This window comes from Vibrio sp. SCSIO 43137, from assembly GCF_028201475.1.
Lineage (GTDB): Bacteria > Pseudomonadota > Gammaproteobacteria > Enterobacterales > Vibrionaceae > Vibrio.
In genome coordinates, this window is sequence record NZ_CP116384.1 from 1,348,296 (window position 1) to 1,374,040 (window position 25,745).

General features: G+C 43.9%; 26 protein-coding genes. 16 read left to right on the forward strand and 10 right to left on the reverse strand.

What is annotated here, in order from left to right; genetic code table 11:
* Nucleotides 1-267 precede the first annotated feature (267 nt).
* The 9 genes from udp (at nt 268) to PK654_RS21950 (ending at nt 8,221) form a co-directional block, all read left to right on the forward strand.
* A complete protein-coding gene (udp, locus tag PK654_RS21910; protein ID WP_271699582.1) occupies nt 268-1,029 on the forward strand; it encodes a uridine phosphorylase in 762 nt (253 codons plus the stop codon).
* 304 nt (nt 1,030-1,333) lie between these two features.
* Nucleotides 1,334-1,810, forward strand: coding sequence for a hypothetical protein (locus PK654_RS21915; RefSeq protein ID WP_271699583.1), 477 nt, complete (start codon nt 1,334-1,336; stop codon nt 1,808-1,810).
* 19 nt (nt 1,811-1,829) lie between these two features.
* Nucleotides 1,830-2,732 (forward strand): helix-turn-helix domain-containing protein, encoded by a 903-nt coding sequence (locus PK654_RS21920; RefSeq protein WP_271699584.1) that lies wholly within the window; start codon nt 1,830-1,832, stop codon nt 2,730-2,732.
* 8 nt (nt 2,733-2,740) lie between these two features.
* Nucleotides 2,741-3,259, forward strand: coding sequence for a hypothetical protein (locus PK654_RS21925; RefSeq protein WP_271699585.1), 519 nt, complete (start codon nt 2,741-2,743; stop codon nt 3,257-3,259).
* Between the two features lie 203 nt (nt 3,260-3,462).
* On the forward strand, nt 3,463-3,942 hold the full coding sequence (locus tag PK654_RS21930) for a restriction endonuclease (RefSeq protein WP_271699586.1): 480 nt from the start codon (nt 3,463-3,465) through the stop codon (nt 3,940-3,942).
* 281 nt (nt 3,943-4,223) lie between these two features.
* The gene (locus PK654_RS21935; RefSeq protein WP_271699588.1) at nt 4,224-5,291 is read left to right on the forward strand and encodes an extracellular solute-binding protein; all 1,068 of its coding nucleotides are present in this window, start codon (nt 4,224-4,226) and stop codon (nt 5,289-5,291) included.
* Between the two features lie 101 nt (nt 5,292-5,392).
* Nucleotides 5,393-6,511, forward strand: coding sequence for an ABC transporter ATP-binding protein (locus PK654_RS21940; RefSeq protein WP_271699590.1), 1,119 nt, complete (start codon nt 5,393-5,395; stop codon nt 6,509-6,511).
* Nucleotides 6,504-7,346, forward strand: a complete 843-nt coding sequence (locus PK654_RS21945; protein WP_271699592.1) for an ABC transporter permease — start codon at nt 6,504-6,506, stop codon at nt 7,344-7,346. Before PK654_RS21940 ends, PK654_RS21945 begins: the two co-directional genes overlap by 8 nt.
* 8 nt (nt 7,347-7,354) lie before the next feature.
* On the forward strand, nt 7,355-8,221 hold the full coding sequence (locus PK654_RS21950) for an ABC transporter permease (protein ID WP_271699593.1): 867 nt from the start codon (nt 7,355-7,357) through the stop codon (nt 8,219-8,221).
* A gap of 97 nt (nt 8,222-8,318) precedes the next feature.
* Here PK654_RS21950 and ugpC read toward each other — a convergent pair whose 3' ends face one another.
* From ugpC to PK654_RS21985, 7 genes are all read right to left on the reverse strand, one after another.
* Nucleotides 8,319-9,461, reverse strand: a complete 1,143-nt coding sequence (gene ugpC, locus PK654_RS21955; RefSeq protein WP_271699594.1) for a sn-glycerol-3-phosphate ABC transporter ATP-binding protein UgpC — start codon at nt 9,459-9,461, stop codon at nt 8,319-8,321.
* A gap of 19 nt (nt 9,462-9,480) precedes the next feature.
* The gene (gene ugpE, locus PK654_RS21960) at nt 9,481-10,323 is read right to left on the reverse strand and encodes a sn-glycerol-3-phosphate ABC transporter permease UgpE (protein WP_271699596.1); all 843 of its coding nucleotides are present in this window, start codon (nt 10,321-10,323) and stop codon (nt 9,481-9,483) included.
* Nucleotides 10,324-10,336: 13 nt separating this feature from the next.
* On the reverse strand, nt 10,337-11,218 hold the full coding sequence (locus tag PK654_RS21965) for an ABC transporter permease subunit (protein WP_271699597.1): 882 nt from the start codon (nt 11,216-11,218) through the stop codon (nt 10,337-10,339).
* Nucleotides 11,219-11,283: 65 nt separating this feature from the next.
* Nucleotides 11,284-12,576, reverse strand: coding sequence for an extracellular solute-binding protein (locus tag PK654_RS21970; RefSeq protein WP_271700743.1), 1,293 nt, complete (start codon nt 12,574-12,576; stop codon nt 11,284-11,286).
* Nucleotides 12,577-12,893: 317 nt separating this feature from the next.
* A complete protein-coding gene (uhpC, locus tag PK654_RS21975; RefSeq protein ID WP_271699598.1) occupies nt 12,894-14,231 on the reverse strand; it encodes an MFS transporter family glucose-6-phosphate receptor UhpC in 1,338 nt (445 codons plus the stop codon).
* Between the two features lie 11 nt (nt 14,232-14,242).
* Nucleotides 14,243-15,763 carry a signal transduction histidine-protein kinase/phosphatase UhpB gene (gene uhpB / locus PK654_RS21980; protein ID WP_271699599.1) on the reverse strand — a complete coding sequence of 507 codons (1,521 nt, stop codon included), beginning with the start codon at nt 15,761-15,763 and terminating at the stop codon, nt 14,243-14,245.
* On the reverse strand, nt 15,763-16,368 hold the full coding sequence (locus tag PK654_RS21985) for a response regulator (RefSeq protein ID WP_271699601.1): 606 nt from the start codon (nt 16,366-16,368) through the stop codon (nt 15,763-15,765). Before PK654_RS21985 ends, uhpB begins: the two co-directional genes overlap by 1 nt.
* A 295-nt stretch (nt 16,369-16,663) precedes the next feature.
* Here PK654_RS21985 and uhpT point away from each other — a divergent pair, with 295 nt between their 5' ends.
* Together uhpT and PK654_RS21995 are read left to right on the forward strand one after the other, a co-directional pair.
* Nucleotides 16,664-18,070, forward strand: coding sequence for a hexose-6-phosphate:phosphate antiporter (uhpT, locus tag PK654_RS21990; protein WP_271699603.1), 1,407 nt, complete (start codon nt 16,664-16,666; stop codon nt 18,068-18,070).
* Nucleotides 18,071-18,291: 221 nt separating this feature from the next.
* Nucleotides 18,292-18,708: a GNAT family N-acetyltransferase gene (locus tag PK654_RS21995; RefSeq protein ID WP_271699605.1), complete on the forward strand. Its 417-nt coding sequence runs from the start codon at nt 18,292-18,294 to the stop codon at nt 18,706-18,708.
* A gap of 32 nt (nt 18,709-18,740) precedes the next feature.
* On the opposite strand, the gene PK654_RS22000 is transcribed toward PK654_RS21995, so the two are convergent.
* Nucleotides 18,741-19,490, reverse strand: a complete 750-nt coding sequence (locus PK654_RS22000; protein ID WP_271699606.1) for a hypothetical protein — start codon at nt 19,488-19,490, stop codon at nt 18,741-18,743.
* A 459-nt stretch (nt 19,491-19,949) separates the two neighbouring features.
* On the opposite strand from PK654_RS22000, the gene PK654_RS22005 reads away from it, so the two are divergent.
* Nucleotides 19,950-21,176: a M20/M25/M40 family metallo-hydrolase gene (locus PK654_RS22005; RefSeq protein WP_271699608.1), complete on the forward strand. Its 1,227-nt coding sequence runs from the start codon at nt 19,950-19,952 to the stop codon at nt 21,174-21,176.
* Between the two features lie 138 nt (nt 21,177-21,314).
* Here the strand turns inward: PK654_RS22005 and PK654_RS22010 are convergent, their stop codons facing one another.
* On the reverse strand, nt 21,315-21,596 hold the full coding sequence (locus PK654_RS22010; protein ID WP_271699609.1) for a putative quinol monooxygenase: 282 nt from the start codon (nt 21,594-21,596) through the stop codon (nt 21,315-21,317).
* Nucleotides 21,597-21,626: 30 nt separating this feature from the next.
* Nucleotides 21,627-22,505, reverse strand: coding sequence for a LysR family transcriptional regulator (locus PK654_RS22015; RefSeq protein ID WP_271699610.1), 879 nt, complete (start codon nt 22,503-22,505; stop codon nt 21,627-21,629).
* A gap of 165 nt (nt 22,506-22,670) precedes the next feature.
* Here PK654_RS22015 and PK654_RS22020 point away from each other — a divergent pair, with 165 nt between their 5' ends.
* The 4 genes from PK654_RS22020 to PK654_RS22035 all read left to right on the forward strand — a co-directional run bounded on the left by PK654_RS22020 (nt 22,671) and on the right by PK654_RS22035 (nt 25,712).
* Nucleotides 22,671-23,819: an S-(hydroxymethyl)glutathione dehydrogenase/class III alcohol dehydrogenase gene (locus PK654_RS22020; RefSeq protein ID WP_271699611.1), complete on the forward strand. Its 1,149-nt coding sequence runs from the start codon at nt 22,671-22,673 to the stop codon at nt 23,817-23,819.
* 78 nt (nt 23,820-23,897) lie between these two features.
* Nucleotides 23,898-24,737: an S-formylglutathione hydrolase gene (gene fghA, locus PK654_RS22025; RefSeq protein ID WP_271699612.1), complete on the forward strand. Its 840-nt coding sequence runs from the start codon at nt 23,898-23,900 to the stop codon at nt 24,735-24,737.
* 176 nt (nt 24,738-24,913) lie between these two features.
* Nucleotides 24,914-25,309, forward strand: coding sequence for a DUF6516 family protein (locus PK654_RS22030; RefSeq protein WP_271699614.1), 396 nt, complete (start codon nt 24,914-24,916; stop codon nt 25,307-25,309).
* A 1-nt stretch (nt 25,310) separates the two neighbouring features.
* Nucleotides 25,311-25,712 (forward strand): HVO_A0114 family putative DNA-binding protein, encoded by a 402-nt coding sequence (locus tag PK654_RS22035; RefSeq protein WP_271699616.1) that lies wholly within the window; start codon nt 25,311-25,313, stop codon nt 25,710-25,712.
* Nucleotides 25,713-25,745: the final 33 nt, after the last annotated feature.

The following is a 25,745-nucleotide window of genomic DNA, read 5'->3' on the forward strand; positions in this document are numbered from 1 at the left end:
TAGCACGTTGTTGCATGAAGTAACTCTACTGTAATGATGAAATATAAGTATAGTCATTATACCTAAATCGTTTGCTTTTATACTTCACTGTTAGTGTAAACACCATTTCCCAGCGGAAAAAGACGACTGAACCTATAATATAAAGTCAGATATGATTACTAAGAAACAAATATCTCTCTAGAAAAACTGCTTTCTTTATTCACTATATATTGCTTTGGTAATTGTCAGTAAAGTTATTCTTTTATAATGAAAAAGAAGGTAATTATAATGTTGGAAAAAGTTTTCCACCTTGGAATTTCGAAAGAAGATCTTAAAGGAGCAACCATTGCAATTATATCGGGTGACCCAAATAGAGTGGACAGAATCGCTAAGGAGTTATCAGCCCCTGTTCAGTTAGCGAAATCCCGTGAGTTTAATGTCTACCTGTGCTATCTCGACCAAACACCGGTTGCTGTCTGTTCTACAGGTATCGGTGTCCCCTCAACCACAATCGCTGTCGAAGAATTGGCACAATGCGGTATCGATACCTTCTTACGTATCGGTACTACAGGAGCCATTCAGGAACATATTGATGTTGGATCTATGATTGTTACTACCAGTTCTGTAAGACTTGATGGTGTACGTCTTCATTTCTGTCCCATGGCATTTCCGGCAGTAGCCGATTTTAAAGTTGCTACGGCAATGCAAAGCGCCGCTGAAATGTGTGGCATTAAATCATATGCTGGTGTGACGGCATCCAGTGACACTTTTTATCTGGGGCAGGAACGAACCGAAAAATTTAATGATCGTATTCGTCGATCTTTACAAAACTCCATGCAAGAGTGGAGGGAAATGGGGGTGCTGAACTTTGAGATGGAATCAGCAACACTACTTGCCATGTGCGCAAGCTCCGGTTTTCGAGCAGGCTGTCTGGCTGGTGTCATTGTTAATCGTTGCAAAACAGACACTCCATCAGACTCTGCAACGGAGCAAGTCGAACAAGACTCTATCCGCGTTATTATCCAATCTGCAAGAAACATAATTACTTAGCAACAAGCATACAGCGATTCAATCCGAATTAAGCCGGCAATCGCCGGCTTTTTATCCTCTGTCTAATAGTGTCTAATGGGGACACACACCTCAATTTACGGCTCAACATACCTCATCAAGACCTGCGTTTTTTCTCGGTGAGTTGATCAGCAAAATCAATAAGCATTTCCGTAATTTGTATAAACAATTTGTCCTCTTGACGAATACCATCAATTAATCACACACGCTTAGACCGGCAAAAACACCGGCCCCTATGCTTAGGTTACCAATATGTAGGCACGGGGCTCACTGATAAGGCAAAACCATGAAGAAACTGGCTCAGATATTCTTGTTAGCTATTATGCTAAATACACCCGCGTCAGCCGCTACGCACTTTGGCTTAGGTATAGGCGTTTATGACGACATTGTGCATTACAATGATAAAAGTTATCACGACACCTTCAGTTGGGATTTAGGTCTGTACTCCGACTTTAACAAATCCCATATGCTGTTCTTAGATGCTCATTTATATACACAGATGCCAAATAAATGGGGAGGTTTCCAGACTTTCGCTTACGCAGGCATAGGAGGCATCTATATTCAGGACACAGACAATTATGTTCACAAACATGGTGTTGATCATTACGAAGAAAACTGGGGAGCTCGCTTTCCGCTAGGGTTAGAGATGATACATAAATCGAATATCTCAATATATGCAGAAGTGATTCCCACTTATATTGTTGAACCGGGCACTAAGTACCAAACTCTGTTTACACTTGGTATACGTTACTACTTGTACTAGATCGGATAAGAACTCATCTATGAACAATATTTTTCATATTAAATCCATATCAGAAGTGCATAAATTTCTGGGGTTGGGCAAACCTAAGCATCCACTCGTTATGGTCATCCCCAATAACTGTATTGATCTTGATGCGGCACCAACAAGTTATATTACTGATTTGTATACCATAACGCTAAAAAACGGAATGTCCGGCAGCATGCAATATGGTCGTAGCAGTTATGACTTTGAAGAAGGAACCATGCTGTTTATTGCCCCCGGTCAGGTCATTGCTCCGGTCGATGCGGTTGAAAGCAAAGATATTTCAGGCTGGACACTATTGTTCCATCCTGATCTGATAAGACGCACATCGCTTGGGCAGAAAATAAACCAATACTCCTTTTTCTCTTATCAGGTTAATGAAGCCCTTCACCTGTCAGAAACGGAAAAACAGACAGTGACTGAACTGATACAAAAGGTAATACGGGAAACTGAGCAGAATATTGACCAACATACCGGCCGTTTAATCTCCGGAAGTATTGAGTTGCTGCTTGATTACTGTACCCGCTTTTACGACAGACAATTTTACACGCGTTCAGATCTGAGCTCGGATACCATTAGCGAATTTGAGCAACTATTAAGGCAATACTTCCAAAATGAACAACAGCTGGAACATGGGCTTCCTACCGTCGCGCATTGTGGTAAACAGTTAGGCCTTTCGCCCAAATACTTAAGCGATTTACTGAAGAAAGAAACCGGCAAAACAGCCAAAGAACATATACAACTATTTATTGTAGAGTTGGCTAAAAACAGACTGCTTAGCTCCAGCCAGACTGTCAGTAAAATTGCCTATGATCTTGGTTTTGAATATCCACCACACTTCAGCAAACTATTTAAAAAACTCACGGCGTATAGCCCGACACAGTTCAGAGATCTGCATTAGGGGAAAGCATGAACTTTATCGATCACACTACAAACTGGATTCAGGGCGAGATCTTTGAAGCCTCCCTCACGACCATTGCAGGTATTCTGGTACTAATAGGGACAGCTTTATTATGGAAATATGGAGTATCTGCTGCGGCTAGGGGGCTTATATTATCTCTACTTATAGCAGGCTTGATAATGAGTGCCGGTGGTGCCTCGACTTTTCTTTCAAATCAAAAGCGGATGGCAGAACTGTCAGAAAATCAGAACCAGCCGGTTCGTGAATTTATCCTGCAGGAAAAACAGAGAGTCGAAGCATTTATGCCCTGGTACCAATATGTACGAGTTATTGCGACCGTGTTGCTGATTACCAGTATTGGCGCTATTTGGCTGAGTAACAGTTCAACCTTACATGCGATAGCGCTGGCACTCATGTTTCTGGCTTTATCCGCCTTGGTAATCGACCACTTTTCGCAGGCACGGGCTCAGATTTATTATCAAGAGATATTACAGTTTGAGAGGCTAGCCACACTAGAAGGTCAATAGCCTCCGCCTCTTGGAGTTTACTGCTACAGCGCATCAGGCTCCAGCAGCATAAACTGTACATCACACTTCAGAGTCAATGTGTTTTCTAAACAGACACATTGATTCTGCAGCAAAGCTGCCACTCTGTTCCCAAAGTTGCTATTAACATTTCTCTTTTCAGCCATGCAAGTGATTTAATAAGCACAAAAATAATGTGGTTAGTAATGGCTAGAAAAAACAACGAGTTGCTTAAGCTCTTTTCTGATTCTGTGTTACATTTATTTAACTTAACCAGACACTATAAGACAACTTCTGATAAAGATGATCTGACTAAGCTTAACTTAGCTGAGTTTCAACAACTGCTGGCAGATTACTATCGCCAGTTGGGTTATCAGGTGAATCAGGAGCAGAGCCTGCAGGCAGACTCTGGTATCGGCATAGAGCTAACCAAGTTTGCTCAAGTCAGTTTAGTGCAATGTAAACACTGGAAATGCCGCAAAGTCGGGGTAAAGGTTATCAGGGAAATGCATGATGAACTTCTGAACCGAAAGGCAGACAGAATAGTCATATTAACGTCCGGAGAGTTTACCTTGGATGCTTACCGGTTCGCCCGGGGGAAAAACTTAAAACTGATTAACGGCATTCAGCTTACTTCCATGCTGACCCAAGCCAAACAGCCCTCAGCTCAGCCAGAAACAGGCTAGATCTGGCAAATCTGTGCAAAAAATACGTTTCAAGACTCATTTATCCAACCAATAATTCTTCTGTTTTTTTCGGCATTTTCATCGTCAATACGCAACTAAACACACTCCATTTTTTGTCAAAAATTGATAACCGCGTCATTCTTCTGAGCATAGTATCAACTTGTTCGACCTCATTTATCATGTAATAATTTGTTTATATTTTAGTCACATATCTGTGACATAGTCATCACGACACACGTAAGTACCATCCAAACAATCGCAGTTCAGTTAGGGAAAACCATATGAAATTTAAGCTACGCACACTTGCTACAGTTGCATTGACCAGCGCTATTTTTCCTGCTTTGGCACAAGCGGAAACTCTACGATTACTCACTTGGGGAGGCTACGCGCCTGACGAAGTGATCGATATGTTTGAAAAAGAGACAGGCATTGACGTTAAGGTTACCACCTCTAACAACGAAGATATGATCTCCAAGCTTCGTGCTACAGGTGGCTCAGGTTTCGACCTGGCTCAACCATCTCAAGACCGGATTGCAGGTGCACAAGCCGCATTTAACATCTACAAACCTCTGGATTTATCTAAAATCGATGCCACGCAGTTTATTCCTTCTATGCTGGATTCAACTAAAACCATTACCAGCGTAGACAGCAAGGTATATGGCCTTCCTCATATCTGGGGTACCAGCGGCCTGGTGGTTAACACAAAACAAGCACCTAAGGTAATGGACTATACCGACCTTTGTAGCGCCGACTATCAGGGAAGAGTCAGCTACCGCCTTAAGCGCCCGACTCTGATTGGTTTTGCTTTTGCATTGGGTGAAGACCCGTTTGCCGCTTATGGCGATCAAGAGCAGTACAAAAAGATCCTTGCTAAGGTTGAACAAAAACTGATTGAGTGTAAGAGCAACGTCAAGACATACTGGAGTGGCTCTGATGCCCTGATGAACCTGCTACGTACGGAAGAAGTTGTGGCGAGTATGGCGTGGGATGCGGGCGGCTGGAAACTAAGCCGTGAAAACAAAGACATCGAGTACATAGCTCCTGCATCAGGTGCTCTGGGCTGGATTGATACCTTCGCACTGCCGCGTAAAACTAAGAATGAAGCGGCTGCATACAAGTGGATCAACTTTGTAATGCGTCCTGAAATTGCAGCTAAAATCACTGAATCTGCTGGTAACTTCACAGCATCTCAGGGTAGCGATGAATATGTGAACGCCGAAGCGAAATCACTGTTCCAGAAGAGCTTCCCTAAAGTCGCCATCGATAATATTAAATGGTATCCGGCCGTTCCTGCTGGTCTGGAAGAGATGGAAGGCATGACGCTCGACCGCGTTAAAGCTTCCCGCTAATCTCATCTTGCAACTGCCATACTTCGGTATGGCAGTTTTCTTTTCCTGCTGTTTCTTCTCTGCAGGTCCCTCGTTTTTCAAGGAGCATAGTCGATTTTTTTATGTCCCAGCCTGAATACATTCTTCAATGCAATAAGTTAGGCAAGCAATTTGCGAGTTTCACCGCAGTGCATAGCCTTGACCTGAACATTCACACCGGTGAGTTCTTCTCTATTCTCGGCCCTTCCGGCTGCGGTAAAACCACGCTTTTGCGCATGTTAGCCGGTTTTGAGACCCCGACACATGGCAGCATAGTGCTTAACGGCAAAGATGTGACCAAAACGCCACCCAACAAGCGGCAACTTAATATGGTGTTTCAGCACCTTGCTCTGTTCCCCAATATGAGTGTTGCAGAAAACGTCGCTTTCGGACTGAAACAGCGTGGAGAGCCTGCCGATCAGATCAAAACAAAAGTAGAAGATATTCTCCAACGCGTTGATCTGAAAGGCAGTGAAAACAAGCGAACCCACCAGCTCTCCGGCGGTCAGAAACAGCGTGTCGCCCTCGCCCGTTCACTGGTGTTAGAGCCTGAAGTTATTCTGCTGGATGAGCCGTTAGGCGCATTAGATCTTAAGCTTCGTGAACAGATGAAAATCGAACTTAAGCACCTGCAAAAGGCTTTCGGTACTACCTTTATCTACATCACCCATGATCAGAGTGAAGCTTTGATGATGTCGGATCGGATTGCCGTGATGAACGCCGGCCGCTTTGAGCAAATCGGCACACCAAGTGAACTCTATATGAAGCCATCAACACCATTTGTGGCAGAGTTTGTTGGTGAAAATAACCGTATTACCGCTAAAGTCTCTGAAGTAACTGATTCAGAGATCTCTGTTGTAACGGATCAGGGTGTAGTGCTTTCTCTACCGCACTCCTGCTGCCAGACAGAACTTAGCAAGGGACAGGCGATTAAGATCTACCTTCGCCCTGAAGCTATCTCTATGAGCAGTGATGCCGTACACGCCAACCCGCTGTCAGGCAGGCTAAAAGAGCTGCTGTTTGATGGTGCAGCCAGTGGTGCCATTGTCTCCACCAACCTTGGTGACTTACGTCTGTCTATTACCCCGAACCAGCTTAACGAACTTCAGGCTAAGCAGCAGTCAGAACAGACTGATGAAGTCGAAGTCGAGCTTAACTGGGCACCTAGCCACGCCATAGTGTTAGGGATCGCCCATGAGTAAAAAATGGACACTTGGGTTATTTCTGGCACCGGCGCTGGTGTGGTTGTTGATGCTGATTATTCTGCCGCATCTACAGTTAGTTGAACTGGCGTTTTCCGACAGAAGTGACGGCTGGACGTTTAAACACTTTAACGTCTTCTTTGAGCACAGCATTTACTGGAACACCTTTGTCCGCACCGCATGGATGTCGATTCTGGCGACGGTATTTACCTTACTACTCGCCTTCCCGGTCGCCTACTACATTGCGAAAGTGGCAACTGGTGCAAATAAGTTACTGCTGCTAATGGTGTGTATTCTGCCATTCTGGCTAAGTGAGCTAATCCGTGCCTATGGCTGGATGATCATTTTGCGTGAATCAGGCCTGTTAAGTAACTTCCTAATGTACATCGGCCTAACCGAGCAACGTATTGAGTTCCTGTATAACGACTACGCCATCATTATGGGGCTTATCTATAATGGCCTGCTGTTTATGGTGGTTCCTTTGGTCAGTGCCTTGGACAGCTTAGACGACAGCCATATTGAAGCGGCCTTCGATCTTGGCGCTACCCGCTGGGTTGCCCTGAAGGATATCGTCATTCCACATGCCCTTCCCGGCATTGTATCCGGCTGCATTATCGTGTTTATGCTCAGCTTAGGTAACTACCTGATCCCGAATCTGATGGGCGGTAAAGACAGCCTCTGGTTCACCGAGCAGATCTTTACCCAGTTCATTACACGCTTTAACTGGGAACAGGGCTCAGCACTTGGATTATTGTTGTTGTTATTATCATCGGCAATGGTGTGGATAGGGCTGAAAGTCAGTGGTCAGTCGTTACAGTCCACTGTCGGACGTTAGGAGAAGTTATGATCCCTTCAGTACCTTTTAGCAATTCAAAAACACGGATATATCAGGGCTTTATTGCTGCGTTTTTCCTGTTTTTACTTTTGCCTTTATTGGTTGTAGTGGTGTTCTCCTTTCATGACGCCACATACCCGTCCCTGCCATGGAAAGGCTCGAGCACCGTCTGGTACGTGGGTGACAGTTCACCCTATATAGGGCTGTTTAACGATAAAAACCTGTTATCCAGTGTACTTACCAGTGTTCAGGTCGCCTTAGGTGTGACCTTAGTTTCTACCTTTCTGGGGCTAAGTAATGCGCACCTTCTGATCCGGTTTCAGTTCCGCTTTAAGGAATTTTTGTCTGTATTAATGCTTATCCCACTAGTTATTCCGGGTGTGATTCTGGGTGTCTCCATTCTGGTGACCTCAAGTACCATGGCTAACTGGGTTGATGATATGTGGGCATGGGAGTGGGAATGGGCAAGACCGGGACTTGTTCTGGTTGTACTTGGTCAGGCTGCGTTTATCTCCTCTATTACCACGCTGGTTCTGCTGGCGCGTTACCGCCGCTTTGACCCAAGCCTGGAAGAAGCTGCCCTGAACTTAGGGGCTACTCCTCTAAAAGCCTTTAACGCAGTTACATTACCTTTCCTGCGTCCGACTCTGATCAGTGCTGCTATCGTCAGCTTTTTAATGTCGTTCGAGAACTTTAATACCACCTTAATGCTGGTCGGCTCTGACTCGCCATTAACGGTAGAGATGTTCCAGCGGGTAAGAGAAGGCACCACACCGGTCGTTAACGCCGTTTCCGTTGCCCTGATGATTGGCTCCACGGTTCTTGCCGGTTTATATACATGGCTGCAATACAAAGCCCAGCAGGTTAAATCTTGATTTAGCGTTTCTGCTACTACATAAAAAACAAAAGGCACTCAGGGAAAATACTGCAGTGCCTTTTTTGTTTAACTAGCTAATAAAAAAGCTCTATTTATCAAGCGGTTATTTTTGCATCCGATATGCTTTGCACATTGCTTACGGTGCCTGTCCCCATTACGTTGCCCATTACGCTGACTGGCGCCTGAGTGGGTTTAATACGCTTTCCTTGAGTATCGAACAAGTGAAGATTGCTGTGATCGACATAAAGGTTAAGCGGCTTTTCCAGTGCAAACTCAGTTTCAGCTGTAACGGCAGTAAATGAGTGTTCCCCTACCTTACCGTGCACGAGCTGGTTCGGACCAAGAGGTTCAATTACGCTGATATTCAGCACAAGCTCTAATCCATCACGCAACGGCTGGGTATCTGCATGTTCAGGACGTATACCTAAAGTGACTGGCTGATTAAGACCGCTATACTCCGGCAGCGGAATATTGTGTCCGGCCAAAGATAAAATGCCATCAACCAAGGTTGCTGACAAAAAATTCATTGCCGGACTCCCCATAAAACTTGCCACAAACTGACTGGCCGGTTGATGGTATACCTCAGACGGTGTACCCACTTGTTCAATTTCACCCTGATTTAAAACCACAATACGATCGGCAAGGGTCATGGCTTCTACTTGATCGTGAGTAACATATACGCTGGTAACTCCCAGCTCACGCTGTAGCTTCTTGATCTTTAATCGCATATGGGCACGAAGTGCGGCATCAAGATTTGAAAGAGGCTCATCAAACAGAAACAACTGAGGGTCACGTACAATGGCTCTCCCCATAGCGACGCGTTGTCTCTGGCCACCGGATAGTTTTGCCGGTTTACGCTGCAAATACTCTTCGATCTTAAGTGTTTTCGCTACGCTCTGGATCTTTTCATCAATCACCGATTTGTCGACACCACGGTTTTTCAGGCCGTAAGCCAGGTTGTTATACACCGTCATATGTGGATACAAAGCATAGTTCTGGAACACCATTGCTATATCGCGTTGTGCCGGCTTTTCCCTGTCTACACGCCGGTTATTAAGGTGTATTTCTCCACCTGAAATCGATTCAAGGCCGGCAATTGAGCGCAGAATAGAGGATTTGCCACAACCGGAAGGGCCGACAAGAACAATAAACTCGCCGTTGGCGATATCCAGATTGACCCCTTTAACCGCCTGATGGCCGTTTTCATAGGTTTTTACCAATTGCTTTATTTCTAACATTTTTTATTCGCTCTACAGTCTATTTTTCGCTCTCAACCAGTCCTTTTACGAACCAGCGCTGAAAGATAATCACCACCAAGACTGGTGGTAGCATGGCAAGGATCACCATGGCAAAAGCATAGTTATATCTGGGATCCGGCGTCTCATTGATATTGGCCAGAATCTGTTTAATACCCATCACTATGGTGTTATAGCTTTCATCTGTGGTCATCATGATCGGCCAAAGGTATTGGTTCCAGCCCACCACAAACATAATGATAAAGATGGCCGCCATCATGGTCCGGGAGAGGGGAAGCAAGATATCTTTGATAAAGCGCAGTGGCCCAGCATTATCCAGTTGAGCAGCCTCCAGCAGTTCATCGGGTATGGTTTTGAAGAACTGTCGAAAGAAAAAGGTCGCCGTGGCTGACGCAATCAAAGGAACGATCAGGCCGGAATAGCTGTTTAGCATACCCAGCTTTGAAACTACTTCATAAGAAGGAATAATGCGCACTTCCAGAGGCAGCAGCAGGGTAACAAAGATCAGCCAGAACCATGCACTGGCGTAAGGCAGCCGGAAATAGACCAAGGCATAAGCTGCACATATCGAGATAAGGATTTTGCCTATAGCAAACCCCAGCCCCATAACCAGTGAGTTCACAATCATGGTCTGAGCTGTTACACCGGCAGAGAAACCTTGATCCGTATTCCACGCCTTATCATAAACTTCGTTAAAACTGTCACCCGGAAGCCATTGCAGGCCTTGCGTCAGTATAGTGGCCGAATCATGGGTAGAACTGGCAAAAATAAGCCAGATAGGGAAAAGCATAAAAGCGGCTCCCAGTATAAGAATGATATGGTCACTAATTCTGTCTGTTTTCATAATCTTACCTTCCCTAGTAGTGCACACGTTTTTCAATGAAACGGAACTGCAGATAAGTGAGCCCCAGCACCATTGCCAGCAATACCACCGACTGAGCCGAGCTGCCGCCAAGGTCTGCGCCCACAAAGCCATCACTAAACACCTTGTATACCAGTGTTGTAGTTGAGCCACCGGGGCCTCCGGAAGTCATCATGTCGATAACGCCAAAGGTATCGAAAAAGGCATAGGTAAGATTAATCACCAGCAGGAAAAAACCGGTAGGAGCCAGCAGTGGGAAAGTAATGGTCCAGAAGCGCCTTGTATCACTGATACAATCCAGCGTAGATGCCTCTTTAACAGATCCCGGGATGGACTGAAGGCCAGCCAGAAAATAGACGAAGTTAACCGAAATTTGCTTCCATACAGAAACGATAACCAGCACAACAATGGCATCGCCGGAATCGGTCTGAAAACTAAACTCAATGCCCAGTGCCTTAAACAGATCGACAAAAATACCTAAATGAGGGCTGAACAAGAAAGTACCCATCACACCAGCCACCGCCGGAGCAACGGCATACACCCAGGTTAGGGTGATCCGGTAGGCACTTTTTCCGTGAATAACATTGTTGGCCTTCACTGCCAGCAGCAAAGCCAGCGCCAGTGAAAGAAAGGAAACCAGCACTGAAAAATAGAGGGTAAAACCGACAGACTTTAGGTACTCATCTGATTCAAAAAGTATGCTGTAGTTTTCCAGCCAGACAAAGGTAGAAGACATTCCCCAGGGATCTTCCAGCATAAAGGAGAGATAAACCGCCTGAGCTGCCGGGTAGATAAAAAATATCGCAATAATTAAAACCTGCGGAGCCAAAAATAAGTATGGCAAGGGAGAGTGCCGGAATTGTTGACGACGTTCCACGTGGACTCCAGAAATAGATAAAAGGAAAGCCCCGCCAGTTTCAGGCGAGGCTCAAGAGCAGCTAATTATTTAACTGTGCGGGCAAAGCGCTTAAGAAGTTGCTGAGCTTCAGCATCGATCTTCTTCAGGCTTGGCTTAACTTCTGATTCGCCGGCGAAAATCTTGTCTGTTTCGCGGAACATCACCTCACGAATCTGAGGATAGAAACCAAGGCGGTAACCTTTTGTCCATTCGCCACCAGACAGGCTTAGCTGTTTAACACCAACTTCTGCATCGGGGCTCTCATTGTAGTAACCAGATTTTTTAGTCAGTTCATAAGCCGCGTTGGTCACAGGGACATAACCCGTGGTTTTGTGCCAGTTCATCTGTACTTCAGGGCTGGTCAGATAGTTGAAAAAGGCTGCAACCCCTTTATCTTCTGCTTTGTTATGGCCTGACAGGGCAAACAGAGCTGCACCGCCGATAAAGGTGACACCGGCGTTTTTGTCGACAGATTTCCAGTAAGGCAGGAAGGTAGTACCCAGTTTAAAATCAACACGGTCGCGCAGGCCGCCAAAGGAACCAGAGGAGCCAATCCACATTGCTACCTCTTTACGCTCAAACGGGGTCTGGTTAGCAGACCAGTCTTTACCGTAGTACTTGTAGTAACCTTTATCTGCCCACTCTTTCATCTTGGTAAAGTGCATTTGCAGGTTGTTAGTGCTGTACATCACTTTAGTCGCCGGCGCATCGTATCCGTTGTTTTTATCAGCCAGTTGCTGGTTGTGGCGGGACTTAAAGTTTTCGAAGAAGATCCATGGAGTGTGAGACTGAGAAAACGCAGCGTAACCCTTTTCTTTCAGGATTTTGGCAACGACTTCCATCTCTTCATAGGTTTTTGGCGCATCAACACCAGCTTCAGCCAGAATATCGCGATTGAAATAAAGTACAGGGGTTGAGCTGTTAAATGGCATGCCAACCATTTTTCCTGCACTATCCGCGTAGAAGTTACGTACACCGGCAAGGTAGTCTGATGGGGTAAAGCTGTAGCCGGATTCAAGCATAATATCCTGAACAGGCTTAGCAACCCCTTTTGCATTCATAATCGTAGCCGCACCAGCATCAAACACCTGAAGAATGTTTGGTGATTCACTTGCTCGGAAAGCGGCGATACCGGCAGTGAGAGTCTCTGTGTAAGATCCCTTATAAACAGGAATAACCTTGTAATCATTCTGAGATGCGTTGAAGTCAGTCGCGATTTTATTAACGGTTTCACCAAGCTGACCACCCATTGCATGCCACCATGTTACTTCTGTTGCCGCCAGAGCTGATCCAGATACAGCCGCTGAAAGCATGCCGGTAATCCATAAGTGTTTCATCATTCCTTTCCTTTGTTTTGTAGTTTCGTATCGTTTCTTACAGAGTTCGTTTATTTCGTTTCGAAGCTATTTTTCACGGAAAAGATGACAATTATGTTTCGTTTGAATTTACCTTTAGTGAACGATTTATGTCCAATAGATGACCATAAACGGCGGAAATATTTGGATTAAAAAATACTCAAGATGAATACTAGAGTGCCTTTGAAAATATATTTAATTGATGTTTGCTGCAATGAGAAAGCCGGTGATGAACATGAGCCTTTTCCTTTGAGGCTGAGCTAATTGCACTTTGTTAACTCTTGATGCCCGTCTTTACCCTACTCCACCATTGCAACTGATTTATCAGCTAATAGCTGAGCTTTTAAAAATGGTAATAACACCAGTCCTATTGTTGCGGAAGCGGTTGCTATTACCGTGAAAAAACCGTTCCAGTGGTAGTTTTCAACGATGAGCGCCAGTGGGTAGCCTGCAATCGCTGCACCGACATAAGCAAACAGACTGATAAATCCGGTTGATGCCCCGGGCGAATGTTTGTGTGAGCATTCGGCCGCCGCCATGCAAATAAGCATTTGTGGGCCACAGACGAAAAAACCGATAGCGAAAAAGCAGCCTGCCTGAAGAATGTATATCTCTTTGGGTATTACCCAAAACGCAGATACAGAGAAAAATACACCGATAGAAAATAGCAGTGTCATTGGAATGCGGTTACCATGGAAAAGTGAATCCGCCCCTTTACCGGCAACCAGTGATCCAACAAAGCCACCCACTTCAAACAGAGCTAATATGGAGTTTGCCGTCATCAAGTTGTAACCGTGTTGCTGCGTTAAATAGAGGTTTCCCCAGTCATTAATTCCTATCCGGACGATATAGATAAGTATGTAACTGAGGGCAAGCAACCAGATATATTTATTAGCAAACACGTATTTCTTAACAATATCCCTGTAGCTTAGCCCCTGCCCATACAACTCCTGACTCAACTCCAGCTGATCATTGCGCCATCTGCCGATAGAGGGTAAGCCTAAGCTTGTCGGTTTGTCTTTTAAACGTAAACAGAGGTAAACCCCGATAAAAACACCAATAATTCCGGGAACAATCATGCCTTCCCGCCAGCCGTAGTGCAGGGTTAAAAAGCCTACCAATATCGACAGTGAGGCATTCCCTACATTATGAGCCGTATTCCAGATAGACCACCACAGCCCCCGCTCAGTTCTTGAATACCAAGTAGTTAGCAGTTGTGAACAACTGGGAAACCCACAGCCCTGAAACACAGCATTCAGTATCCACAGAGAGAAAAACACAAAGATTGAATCAGACAGGCCACAGAAAATATTGATAACACCAGTAATGATTAAACCAACGCCCATAAAATATCTTGGGTTAGTGTTATCTGCGATAAAGCCGGAGAAGAACTTAGAAAAACCATAAACGATATAAAACAATGTACCGATAAAGCCAATATCAGATATATCCAGTCCAAAATCGTTAATCAGTTCCGGCATGACATAGTTAAAGCTCTTTCTGGTGAAGTAATAACCTGCATAGCCAATGTATAAGCTGAACAAAATCTGATAACGAAGTTGCTTATAAGTTGAGTCGACCTGCTGTTTATTTTGGATGGCAGGTTGCTCAGACCCGGATTTAAAAAAACCAAACATAAATATCCTTATCAGTTCGCAGGTAACACAACAGTCAGCTTGGTTCCTGACCGGCCCTGATAGTCATACTGAACGGAACAAATATTAAACTCACCGCCCAGTGCAATAACCCGTTCTTTTATTCCGGCCAGTCCGAGGCCACGTTTTGTTTCTTCTGCCTTAAACCCAATACCATTGTCTGCAATACTCAGGCAGAAATGGCTGCCCTCATCGACTGTTTGACTTGAAAAAGAAACTTTTACCTCAGATGCTTTTGCGTACTTAATAATATTATTTAATGCTTCCTGAGTTATTCTAAACAGCGTTGCTTTAAAAACATCGTTAAGTTCAGACTCTTCAATTTTGAATAAAACAGAAACCTTGATGTGCTGAGAGTCAAACTCCAACTCATTAATCAATTGATTGACCGCACCTTTCAGGCCCAAGTCATCAAGAGATTTAGGTCTCAGGCGTTCCAGTAATCCCCGGGTGGTGTCGTAAATATTAAGGGAGAGTTGCTCTATGCTTCTGGCATACTCACTTTCTTTTTCATCGCTGTTTATTCGCTGAAGAATGCTGGATTTTATCCGTATAGCGGTAATATTCTGGCCGATTTCATCATGAATCTCGCGGGCCACCTCACTACGTACTCCTTCTTCAGCCTTTATCAGCTTTCTGGTTAAATTTTTATTTCTGGTTAACTCTTGTTTTAACCGGCTGTTTAGCTCTCTTTGCCGCTGTATCCCAACCCCTAATAACACACCTGTCAGAGTCTGAGCCGATATTGACAGCAATAAATCCGTCGTTGATAAGTTGGCACCGGTATGTGTGGCTATAATGGCAATACCATTAAATAAGGTAGCTAATAAAGCGCCCTGCCAGCCGTAGTGGTAGGCTAACAATATTATCGGAATGGCAAGGCAGAAAGGTGCAAACTGACTTAACTCTTCTGGAAGTGCTGACTGGGCAAATATACTGGCGGTAAACAGTAGCAAAAAAAACAGAATATGCTGCTTTCGTAAGTTAACCGGTTTTCCGGCCAGAGTGGCTGTTAACGGTTCCCATGAGTTCTGAAACAAGTAGCTCCATACCAGATAGCAACTAGGCACTAACATCAGACCACCGGCAACGCTGGATAGCAGGGCGAGCCATAAACTATCGTAGTAAAGGTAATAACATAACCCGTTGACAGACGAGGTAACAAAGATAACCAAACCAATAACATAGAGCCTTTTCCATTGGTTTCCGTGATAGTGTTTTTGTGCAATGGCAATAACACCGATACTTATAATGCTGGCTACAATAAGGAACAGAAAGTCATAAGGATTAAACAAAAAACCTACTGCAATAATTAGTATTAATTCAGCAGAATATATTGAATCCCAGTATTTTTTATCACAATGGAGTGCAATACCGGTTCTCAATCCAAACGGAAACAATAAATAAGACAATGCAAGATCATTTAAAAAATGGTTAGACAGCATCCACAAACAAAATAGGCAGCATGTCATAAAAAACCATAAATAAATATTAACAACAATACTATTACGCATTATATCCACTCTGATTCAAAACACTTCGCCAGCTCAACATTATTTGTCACATTTAATTTATTCATTGCGTTTGCCCGGTGAATATGAACTGTTTTAGGACTTAACCCTAATGTTTCTGCAATTTTTTTAATATCCAATCCATGAGCCAGTAATTCACCAACTTCCAGTTCTCTTTTGGTTAATATTCTGAAGTTATCGCTTCTTACACTATTTGCGAGCTTCTTAGATAAGTCGGAGGGAATATACTGTTTGTTCTTTGCCACAGTTCGTACAGCAAGAATCATTTCATCAGGGCTACACCGCTTACTAAGGAAGCCTTTCGCTCCTAATTTCAAGGCTTTATCTATTACCGTTGCAGAATCATGCACACTCAGCATTATGCAGCGAACATAGGCAGACACTTCTTGTAATAACTCCAGTCCGCTCTTATCCGGCATGGATATATCCAGAATACAGATATCCACATCACCGCTTTTCAGTCTATCGAATGCTTCAACAGCAGAGCTGTATTCTGCGGAAACTTGAATATCAGATTCCAGAGAAAGTAACTGAGCAAAACCGGAACGAACAATAACATGATCATCAATAAGAGCGACTTTAATCATAAATGTGCATCTAGCCTGAAATTTTCAGGAAAGATACTCCTAATTAAATAGTTATTCAAGTTGGTTTTTATTTTTATATAAAATTGATACCCAGCCACATTTTTATTTACATAAATTAACCTTTTCTAGAGTGATTGTTTTATTTACTTATTATCACAACTCTGAAACGTGATAATAATCACGAACAAACAATTAATCTGAAAAACTAGGAAATCGTCCTAATTTAGTTTGCAAGTTTGTTTATAGAGTTAGCCCGTATTAAAACCCTATGTTGCTCACAACCTTAGAGGAAATTATGGAACTCTCATTCTTAAAACAAGTTAGAAAACCGACACTGGATATACCACTCGAACAACGGCGGAAAATGTGGCTCGCTCCGTTCCTGAGATCGTATTTGGTTGTATTTGTCAGCTATCTGGTTATGTATCTCATCCGTAAAAACTTTAATATCGCGCAAAACGATATGATTGCCGATTACGGCATGAGCCTGACCCAGTTAGGAACCATCGGCCTTGGTTTCTCCATTACTTACGGCTTAGGTAAAACCATCTTAAACTACTGGGCAGACGGCAAAAACAGCAAAAATATGCTGCCTCTCGGCCTTCTGATGTCCGGCTTCTGTATTCTGGGATTCGGTTTTGTTATGGGCGACAGTACCGGCTCGTTTTACATGATGATTGGTTTGTACTCTCTGTCAGGCATGTTCCAGTCCATCGGCGGTTCCAACAGCTACTCAACCATTACGAAATGGACAAGTAAAAACAACCGGGGAACCTTTCTGGGGGCGTGGAATATCTCTCACAATGTGGGCGGGGCGGCAGCGGCCGGTGTAGCACTGTTTGGTGCTAACTACTTTTTCGATGGCAATGTAACAGGGATGTTTATCTTCCCGGCTATCATCGCCATTTTGGTCGCCTGTATCGGTTTCTACATGGGTAATGACAGCCCGGAAGCATACGGACTGGGTACAGCTGAAGAGATATTTGACGAGCAAATCAGTGAAGAAGATCGCCTTGTAGCCGAAGAGAAAATGAGCAAGATGGAGATCTTTAAAAAATATGTTCTGTTTAACAAGGTTATCTGGTTGCTCTGCTTTGCCAATGTGTTCTTGTATGTTGTCCGTATCGGTATTGATCAATGGTCAACCGTGTATGGCTATGAGGTGCTTGGTTTTGACAAAGAAACCGCCATTTCCGGCTTTACCATGTTCGAAACAGGCGCTTTGATAGGCACATGTTTATGGGGCTATATTTCTGACTTAGCTAACGGAAGACGGGGGCTTATGGCCTGTATCGCCCTGATTGGTATCACTATGGCCATTGGTTTCTACCAACATGCAGATACCGTGTTTACCTATAAAGCATCACTGTTTGTTCTCGGTTTTCTGGTATTCGGACCTCAGCTGTTAATTGCGGTAGCTGCGGTAGGCTTTGTACCTAAACAAGGTGTGGCGGTAGCGGATGGTATTAAAGGAACATTTGCTTACCTGATTGGTGATTCATTCGCCAAAATTGGTTTAGGTCTTATTGCTGACGGAACGCCTGTCTTCGGACAAACCGGCTGGAGCGGTACATTTACCGCATTAAACACCGCCGCAGTTTTGTGTCTGGTTATCATGGCCTTCGTTGCCATTGCAGAAGAGAAGAAAATCAGGGACGCTAAAAAATTAACGGCTGTTGCATCTGCTGAGAATGGTATGTAACCGTTCTGCGAAATAACTCCGAATATTGAGTAATATTTTCACATGCCCATAACTTATAAATGAACAGATAGTTATGGGCGAGCTAAAACAAAAACCTTATTTGACTAGGAAAATAACCACGCGCACCGTCCAAAAGTCGTGATATGAAATATTAGTCAGGAACATACCTTAATCGTGTACACTGGTGATAACTATGTTTCGAAACCTCACGTAGCAACTCAATGAAAATAAAACAAATTAGTTTGGAAAAAGCCCTTCCTGTACGTCATCAGGTGTTATGGCCAGATAAACCGATGGAGTTCTGTCTTGTTGAGGGCGATGACGAAGGCATTCATCTAGGGGCAGAAATTGATGGCAGAATCGTTTCTGTGGCGTCGTTGTACATAGTTAATGGTGAAGCACGATTAAGAAAATTTGCCACCTATGCAGAGTTTCAGAATCAAGGTATAGGTACGGCGCTTATCCAATACGCTCTTAACTATCTGAATGAAAATAACGTTACTGTTTTCTGGTGTGACGCCAGAGAGTCAGCCATTGGTTTTTATCAACGCTTCGGAATGCACACAGAAGGAGAGCGGTTTTATAAAAGCGATGTATCTTATTTTAAAATGAGCTTAATTTTAGATCGTTACAGTTGAAACTCTGTAATCAACATAGCCATCAAATAGCACTAGCGGTGTTTTTCTTTTTCATTGTCTCTGGTCGCGAGTATCAACTCAAATTTCTGCAGGCTCTTTGTATCGCACTCTTCAGAAAATTTGGCCTCAAATCTCAATACAGCAATCATTTCACGTTTACTGGCTGAAAGTAGATATATGGCAGCCAGGTGCTCTTTATACATTTTCAGTAAGTACCGAATAGCACTTTCCCGGTCTTTAGTACACCGACCTTTCCATGCTGGCTCGTGGTGAAACAACCGATTTCTAAACTTATTTAATGAGCCTATTTTCTGGAACAGAGCATTTAGTTTAACTTTTTGCTCTCTGGCATTTGGAAAGCACTTATCTAACTGGGTCTGCCAGAGGTTACGTTCTTTGTCACGAGGGTTGTTATAACTCTTGTGCAGCATATGAACCCAAAAACGAAAGGGTAAACGAGACACTAGATCATTACTCGTATACTTGTAACCTACATCTTCAAGACATTGCAGCTCCGCAAAATCAACTTGCTTTTTAGACTTCGCACTTATCGGGATTCTTTTATACCATTCATCATCTCCAAAGCACTCTGTAGCTGACTGGTGAATAGAGTTTCTGAGCGTCACCTCAAGCAACTGAACAACTACAAAAAAGTGACTCTGAATACTTTGCATCGCCATATATACAGCGATAAGTTCTGCATCTGACTTGCAACTAAGAGCCTGACGATAAGTCTCAAGTTTTTCTGTAGATAGACCTTGCTTAATCTCTTTTAAATCCAAAGGAATTGCCCTTAATTAACTTATTATGTATATTTACTTTCGACTGAGGCATTGCCTCTTGTTGTGATAGCCCTGTCCTCTTCCGCTGGAAACAGTATTGACAACAGGTAGCGAGTTTAAGAGCCACCCTTTTGAGGGTGGCTCACTTGTTTCTGAGTATCGTGAAGTTTTAAAAGCTACCATGATGATAGATTGCATAACATTAGTTAACTTCGACTTGTTACTCAGACTCCCACCGCTACGTCATTTTTAGTTGTGCATATCCATAAGAGTCTGCAAATCTTGGAACGATGCTAACATCGCCAAGGCATTAGTTCTCAAGCTAATTACACTTTGAAAAATCAAACAAAACTGACTGTTTTTGCTAGTATATGCGCCAATACTTCAGGGGCAGGTTTTCGCCAGCCCTCTGAGGCCACTTAAGTGGCAAAGTTTTAATCAAAATATAAGAGCAAAATAATGAGTTCGGAAAACAAAACAGAACTAAAACAAGCATGGCAAAAAGCTATGCCCCAAGATCAATTTGAATTTATGAAGAAGGTGCTGGCTTCCCCTTCTCCAATCGGTTTTGAAGCAGCCATGAGCTACGGCATCATCAAACCTGAGTTTGAATCTTTTATGCCTGAAGGCTGGGGCATTCACCAATTTAAAGGTAATGCAGGACTTGTTTTTGATTCGCATCCGGGTCGTGATGATCTTGTCAGCGTAATGATTGTCGGCCATGCTGATAAAATTCGTATGCAGGTTCGCAAAATCGATGATAACGGTAAAGTATGGATTAATACTGACTCTTTCCTGCCGACTACGCTGATTGGTCACGAAGTTAAAGTCTTCTGTCAGGATCCTGAAAACACAGGCAAGTACAAGGTTATCGAAGGTGCAACCGTTGAAGCTTTGGGTGCTATTCACTTCTCTACTCCGGCACAACGTACCGGTGAGCAGGGCATTAAACCAGAATCTATTTATCTTGAACTGCACACTCATGGTGAAGAGCGTAAAAAGCAGATTGAAGCACTAGGCCTTCGCCCGGGTGACCCTATCCTGCTCGATCGTCCTATTAAGCGTGGCGTATCAGAAGATACTTTCTATGGTGCTTATCTGGACAACGGTCTGGGTTGCTTCTCAGTAACGGAAATCGCCCGCCTTGTTGCTAAAGAAGGTCTGGATAATGTTCGTGTGCTTTACACCATCGCTACCCATGAAGAGATTGGCCGCTTTGGCTCTACTCAGGTTGTTGGTGAGCTTAAGCCTGATGTGTTAATCGCGACTGACGTAAACCACGACTATGAAGCTGCACCGGGTATCGGTGACCGTAAAATGAACCCGCTGAAGATGGGTGAAGGTTTCACCATCGGCCGTGGTTCAGTAAGTTCAGAGTATCTGGTTCAGACGCTGGAAAACGTCTGTAAAAAGCATGACATTCCTTATCAGCTGGATTTCTCCGGTCGTGATATGGGTACAGACGGCATGGCTGCGGCGCTTGCCGGTGTGGATAGTGCTGCCATTACTATCGGCTACCCAATCCGTAATATGCACACTTCATCGGAATCTGCTCACACTGGTGACCTGCTGGCGTCAATCCACGCACTAACTGAACTGCTACGTCACTTCAATGCAGAGAACAACGGCAAAGGCATCAGCCGTGATGACCTTAAAAACAGCCATATCCGTTTAGACTGCATCTAAGCAACCGGCGAATAAACGAGTAAACCGCCAGAGATTTAATTCTCTGGCGGTTTTTATTTTTGCCCGGTTACGGTGCCTGTCCCGATAACTTCTTTCGATAACTTCGCCGATAACTCCGCAGAAATTTACAATGATGTCTTAGTTTGCCTCAGATATCTGATAGTGCCTTTCGACATTCACTGTGACTTCTCCCCAGCGAGAGGCTTTCACCCGCCACTGATGCAGTTCAAATGCTGCTCTGTCGGTAAACTCTTCGTAAACATCAAATCTACTCGGGTTCTCAGAACTATTTATTACCCGGAAGGTAATACAGCCAGCTTCCTGTAGCATTAGCTTAGTATGAGTATCAAGCTCTTGTTCAACCCGCTTTAGATCATCATCCGCTACCAAGATAAAGCCTTGTAAAACAACTTTTCCCATCCTCACTCCTTAGAGCCTTTCTTGGCCCTTTTATTTTATATCGCTTAGCCTCTCGGCCAGGAAATCAATCACCAACCGCATCTTAAGCGATAAGTTTCGGTTATTTGGATACAGTGCCCAGATCCCTTCTCTTTCAACGCGGTATTCACTAAGCACTTCTACCAGTTCTCCGCTTTCCAGAGCCTGTTTAACATAATAATCCGGCAACTGAACCAGACCCAGACTTTTACTTGCCGCATTCAGCAAGGCAAATCCTGAGTTACAGTGAATACGCCCTGATACTTTCATCGCTTTTTCTGTCCGGTTTTCCCTGAAACGCCAATGTTCAGAAGAACCAACCAGACAGTTATGATTCTCCAGTTCAGACAAAGTGTGGGGTATGCCGTACTTCTCAAGATACTCAGGTGTAGCGCAAACATATAGCTGTCTGGTTGCAAGTCTTTTGGCAATCAGGCTTGAATCCTGAAGGCGGCCAAGACGAATAGCGACATCCATTCCTGACTCAATAAGGTCTACCCTGTTATTGGTGAGTTTCAGCTCCAGATCAACCAGCGGATGTGCCTGCAAAAATTCAGTAAGCAGTGGAACGATATGTGACTCACCGTAAGCCACCGGTGCTGTTATTTTAAGTAGCCCTTTTGGTACCGTTTGCATCTGAGTAACCGCCAGCTCAGCAGTTTCCAGCCCTTCAACCAGACTACGACAATGCTGATAATAGGTTTGTCCAGCCTCGGTCACCGAGACTTTTCTGGTGGTTCTGACCAACAGCTTTACCGCTAATCTCTCTTCAAGGGCGGAAACCCGCCGGCTTACCTGAGCAACAGAGGTTTTTAACTTCCTCGCTGCTTCGGTAAACGAGTGTGTATCCACCACAGCAACAAATTCTGAGACACCTTCCCAATTCGCCATCGGATTTTTCCTCTATCTTTAAATAAGCTCCGGCAGAACATTATTACATATACGTAAAAGAATTTTGTTATTTCATCCGATTATCATTCATTAGGAAAAATATAAAATAACCGCATCAAGAGACAATAAACGTAATACTGCAAACTGAATTCTGAGGAAGAAAAAATGGCATTAGATATCAAACCCGGTCAAGAGTTTATTAAGTCAAAAGCAGCTGTCGCATGGAAAGTGGGCGAACCACTAAAAATGGAAGAAGTTGATGTACAACTGCCTAAAAAAGGGGAAGTTCTGGTTCGCATCGTCGCAACAGGAGTTTGCCATACCGATGCATTCACCCTGTCCGGTGACGATCCTGAAGGTATTTTCCCTTCAATTCTGGGTCACGAAGGTGGCGGTATTGTTGAAATGGTAGGTGAAGGTGTCACCAGCGTTGAAGTCGGTGACCACGTTATCCCGCTGTATACAGCTGAATGTGGCGAGTGTAAGTTCTGTAAATCAGGCAAAACTAACCTGTGCCAAGCTGTTCGTGAAACTCAGGGTAAAGGCCTGATGCCGGATGGTACGACTCGCTTCTATAAAGATGGTCAGCCAATTTATCACTATATGGGTTGCTCTACCTTCTCTGAATATACTGTTCTGCCTGAAATTTCTCTGGCGAAAGTAAACAAAGAAGCCCCTCTTGAAGAAGTGTGTCTGCTTGGTTGTGGTGTAACAACTGGTATGGGCGCAGTATTGAACACTGCAAAAGTACAGGAAGGCGATACAGTAGCGGTATTTGGTCTGGGTGGTATCGGACTCTCTGCCATTATCGGTGCACGTATGGCAGGTGCCAGCAGAATCATAGGTATCGATATCAATGAAAGCAAGTTTGAGCTGGCTCAGCAACTTGGTGCTACTGATGTAATAAACCCTCAGAAGTTCGATAAGCCTATTCAGGAAGTTATCGTTGAAATGACGGACGGTGGTGTTGATTACTCATTCGAGTGTATCGGTAACGTAAATGTAATGCGTCAGGCACTTGAATGTTGTCATAAAGGCTGGGGCGAATCTGTCATTATCGGTGTAGCCGGTGCCGGTCAGGAAATCTCAACCCGCCCGTTTCAGTTAGTAACTGGCCGCGTATGGCGTGGTAGTGCATTCGGTGGAGTTAAAGGCCGCTCTGAGTTACCTGAGATTGTAGAACGTTACATGGCAGGTGAGTTTGGCTTGCAAGAGTTCATTACTCACACCATGGGTCTGAAAGGCATCAACGAAGCATTTGACTTGATGCACGAAGGTAAGAGCATCCGCTCTGTTATTCATATGGATAAGTAATTTACTGTTCAGTATCGACCATCGCTGTGCTTTCCCATAAGTACAGCGATTTTCCACTAATAATAAGAGCTCAACACTATGACACTTGTAAATGTAAGTCAGAATAAAGTTGCCGGAGGCTGGCATAAACAATATACACATGACTCCCGTGTGCTGAACTGCAATATGCGCTTCGCCATCTTTCTGCCACCAAATGCCTCAAAATCGAATCCTGTTCCGGTTCTGTACTGGCTATCAGGACTGACATGCACTGACGAAAACTTTATGCAAAAAGCCGGAGCTTTTAAAAAAGCAGCTGAGTTAGGTATGGCTATTGTTGCCCCGGATACCAGCCCCCGCGGTGACAATATCCCTGACGATGAAGCGTATGATTTAGGCAAGGGAGCGGGATTCTATGTCAACGCAACAGAAAAACCGTGGTCTGAGCATTACCATATGTACTCCTATGTGGTTAAAGAACTTCCGCAACTTATTGAAAATAACTTCCCGGTAACTAGCATTAAGTCTCTTGCCGGTCATAGCATGGGCGGCCATGGCGCTATGATTATCGGACTTAACAATCCTCAGCGGTACAATTCAATCTCTGCATTTAGTCCGATTGGTAACCCGATGCAATGCCCATGGGGCAAAAAAGCATTTACCGCATATCTGGGCAGTGATTTTTCTGTCTGGAAGAAATACGATGCGAGTGAACTGCTTAAGCAGGAAAAAGCCACTTTGCCAATTCTGATTGATCAGGGTGATGCCGATGATTTTCTTGAAGAGCAGCTTAAACCAGAGTTGCTACTTAAGGCTGCAGAAAGCAACAACTCTGAACTCACCCTAAGAATGCAACCCGGCTATGACCACAGTTACTTCTTTATCTCGACGTTTATTGAGCAACATCTTGAGTTTCATGCTGAATATATGGGCGTGTAAAGAACAGCAAAGATACGTCGCTAACCGTGACGTATCTTTTTCATTTCTGATACCAAGCAAAACTCCAACACAAACCGTTATTTTCACTCAATTTCACGCTAAATATCAGCCAATGCGCTTTTAATGATATGGCATCATTTCCTGCCAGAGATTCTTTAGACACAAGGCGATCTGTTATGTTATGCTCAGACCATAACTCAATTAAAGTGAACGCGCAGGATGGATTTGAAGCTCTACTCAATATGCATGGTGAGCAAGTCCACAGAGACGATGGATATTGGTGGAAAATAGAAGTTTGGAAAGTTCCTCCGACAAAAGAACGTCCTCACGGTATACGCTACAACCTGACACTGCACAATAAATACAATAAACGAGTATTTGGTCATGACAATGCCCATGCAGTGAAAACTCCCAAACGGAGTAAATACAGCGGCAAGCGTTATGAGTATGACCACCTACATAAGTCTGCAGTAGATAAAGGAACACCTTATGAATTCTCAGATTGCTACTCTTTACTGCAAGATTTTTTTGAAGGGATAGATAGAACGATAGAGGTTATAGAAGGTAAATAATATGAAAGCAAGAATCGGAATTATGTCAGAAGAACTGATTCGTGTAAGATTACTAGCCGTTGCTCAAGGTAAGTACTTACCTAAAGAGAATGAGCCTAAGATATGGTACACCTCTTTCAACACTGTTTCTCAACTGCTTAGGCCGGAAAATATAGAACTGCTTCGCCTAATCGATTCTGAACAACCTGAAAGTTTAACCCAACTCTCAGAGTTGACCGGACGGGCAAAATCAAACCTGTCGAACACACTTAAAGCATTAAGTGAAAAAGGCTTTATCCGCCTTGAACAAGGAAAAGGAAAAACAGTTAAGCCAGTTGCTGTATTTACAGATTTTGAAATAGTAACAAACTCAGAGCTGGAATATCAGCTTATGCAGTTATCAATCGAGACAGATGCGGCTTAATATGTTATTGGATCTCGTTGAACTTCCCGGCAC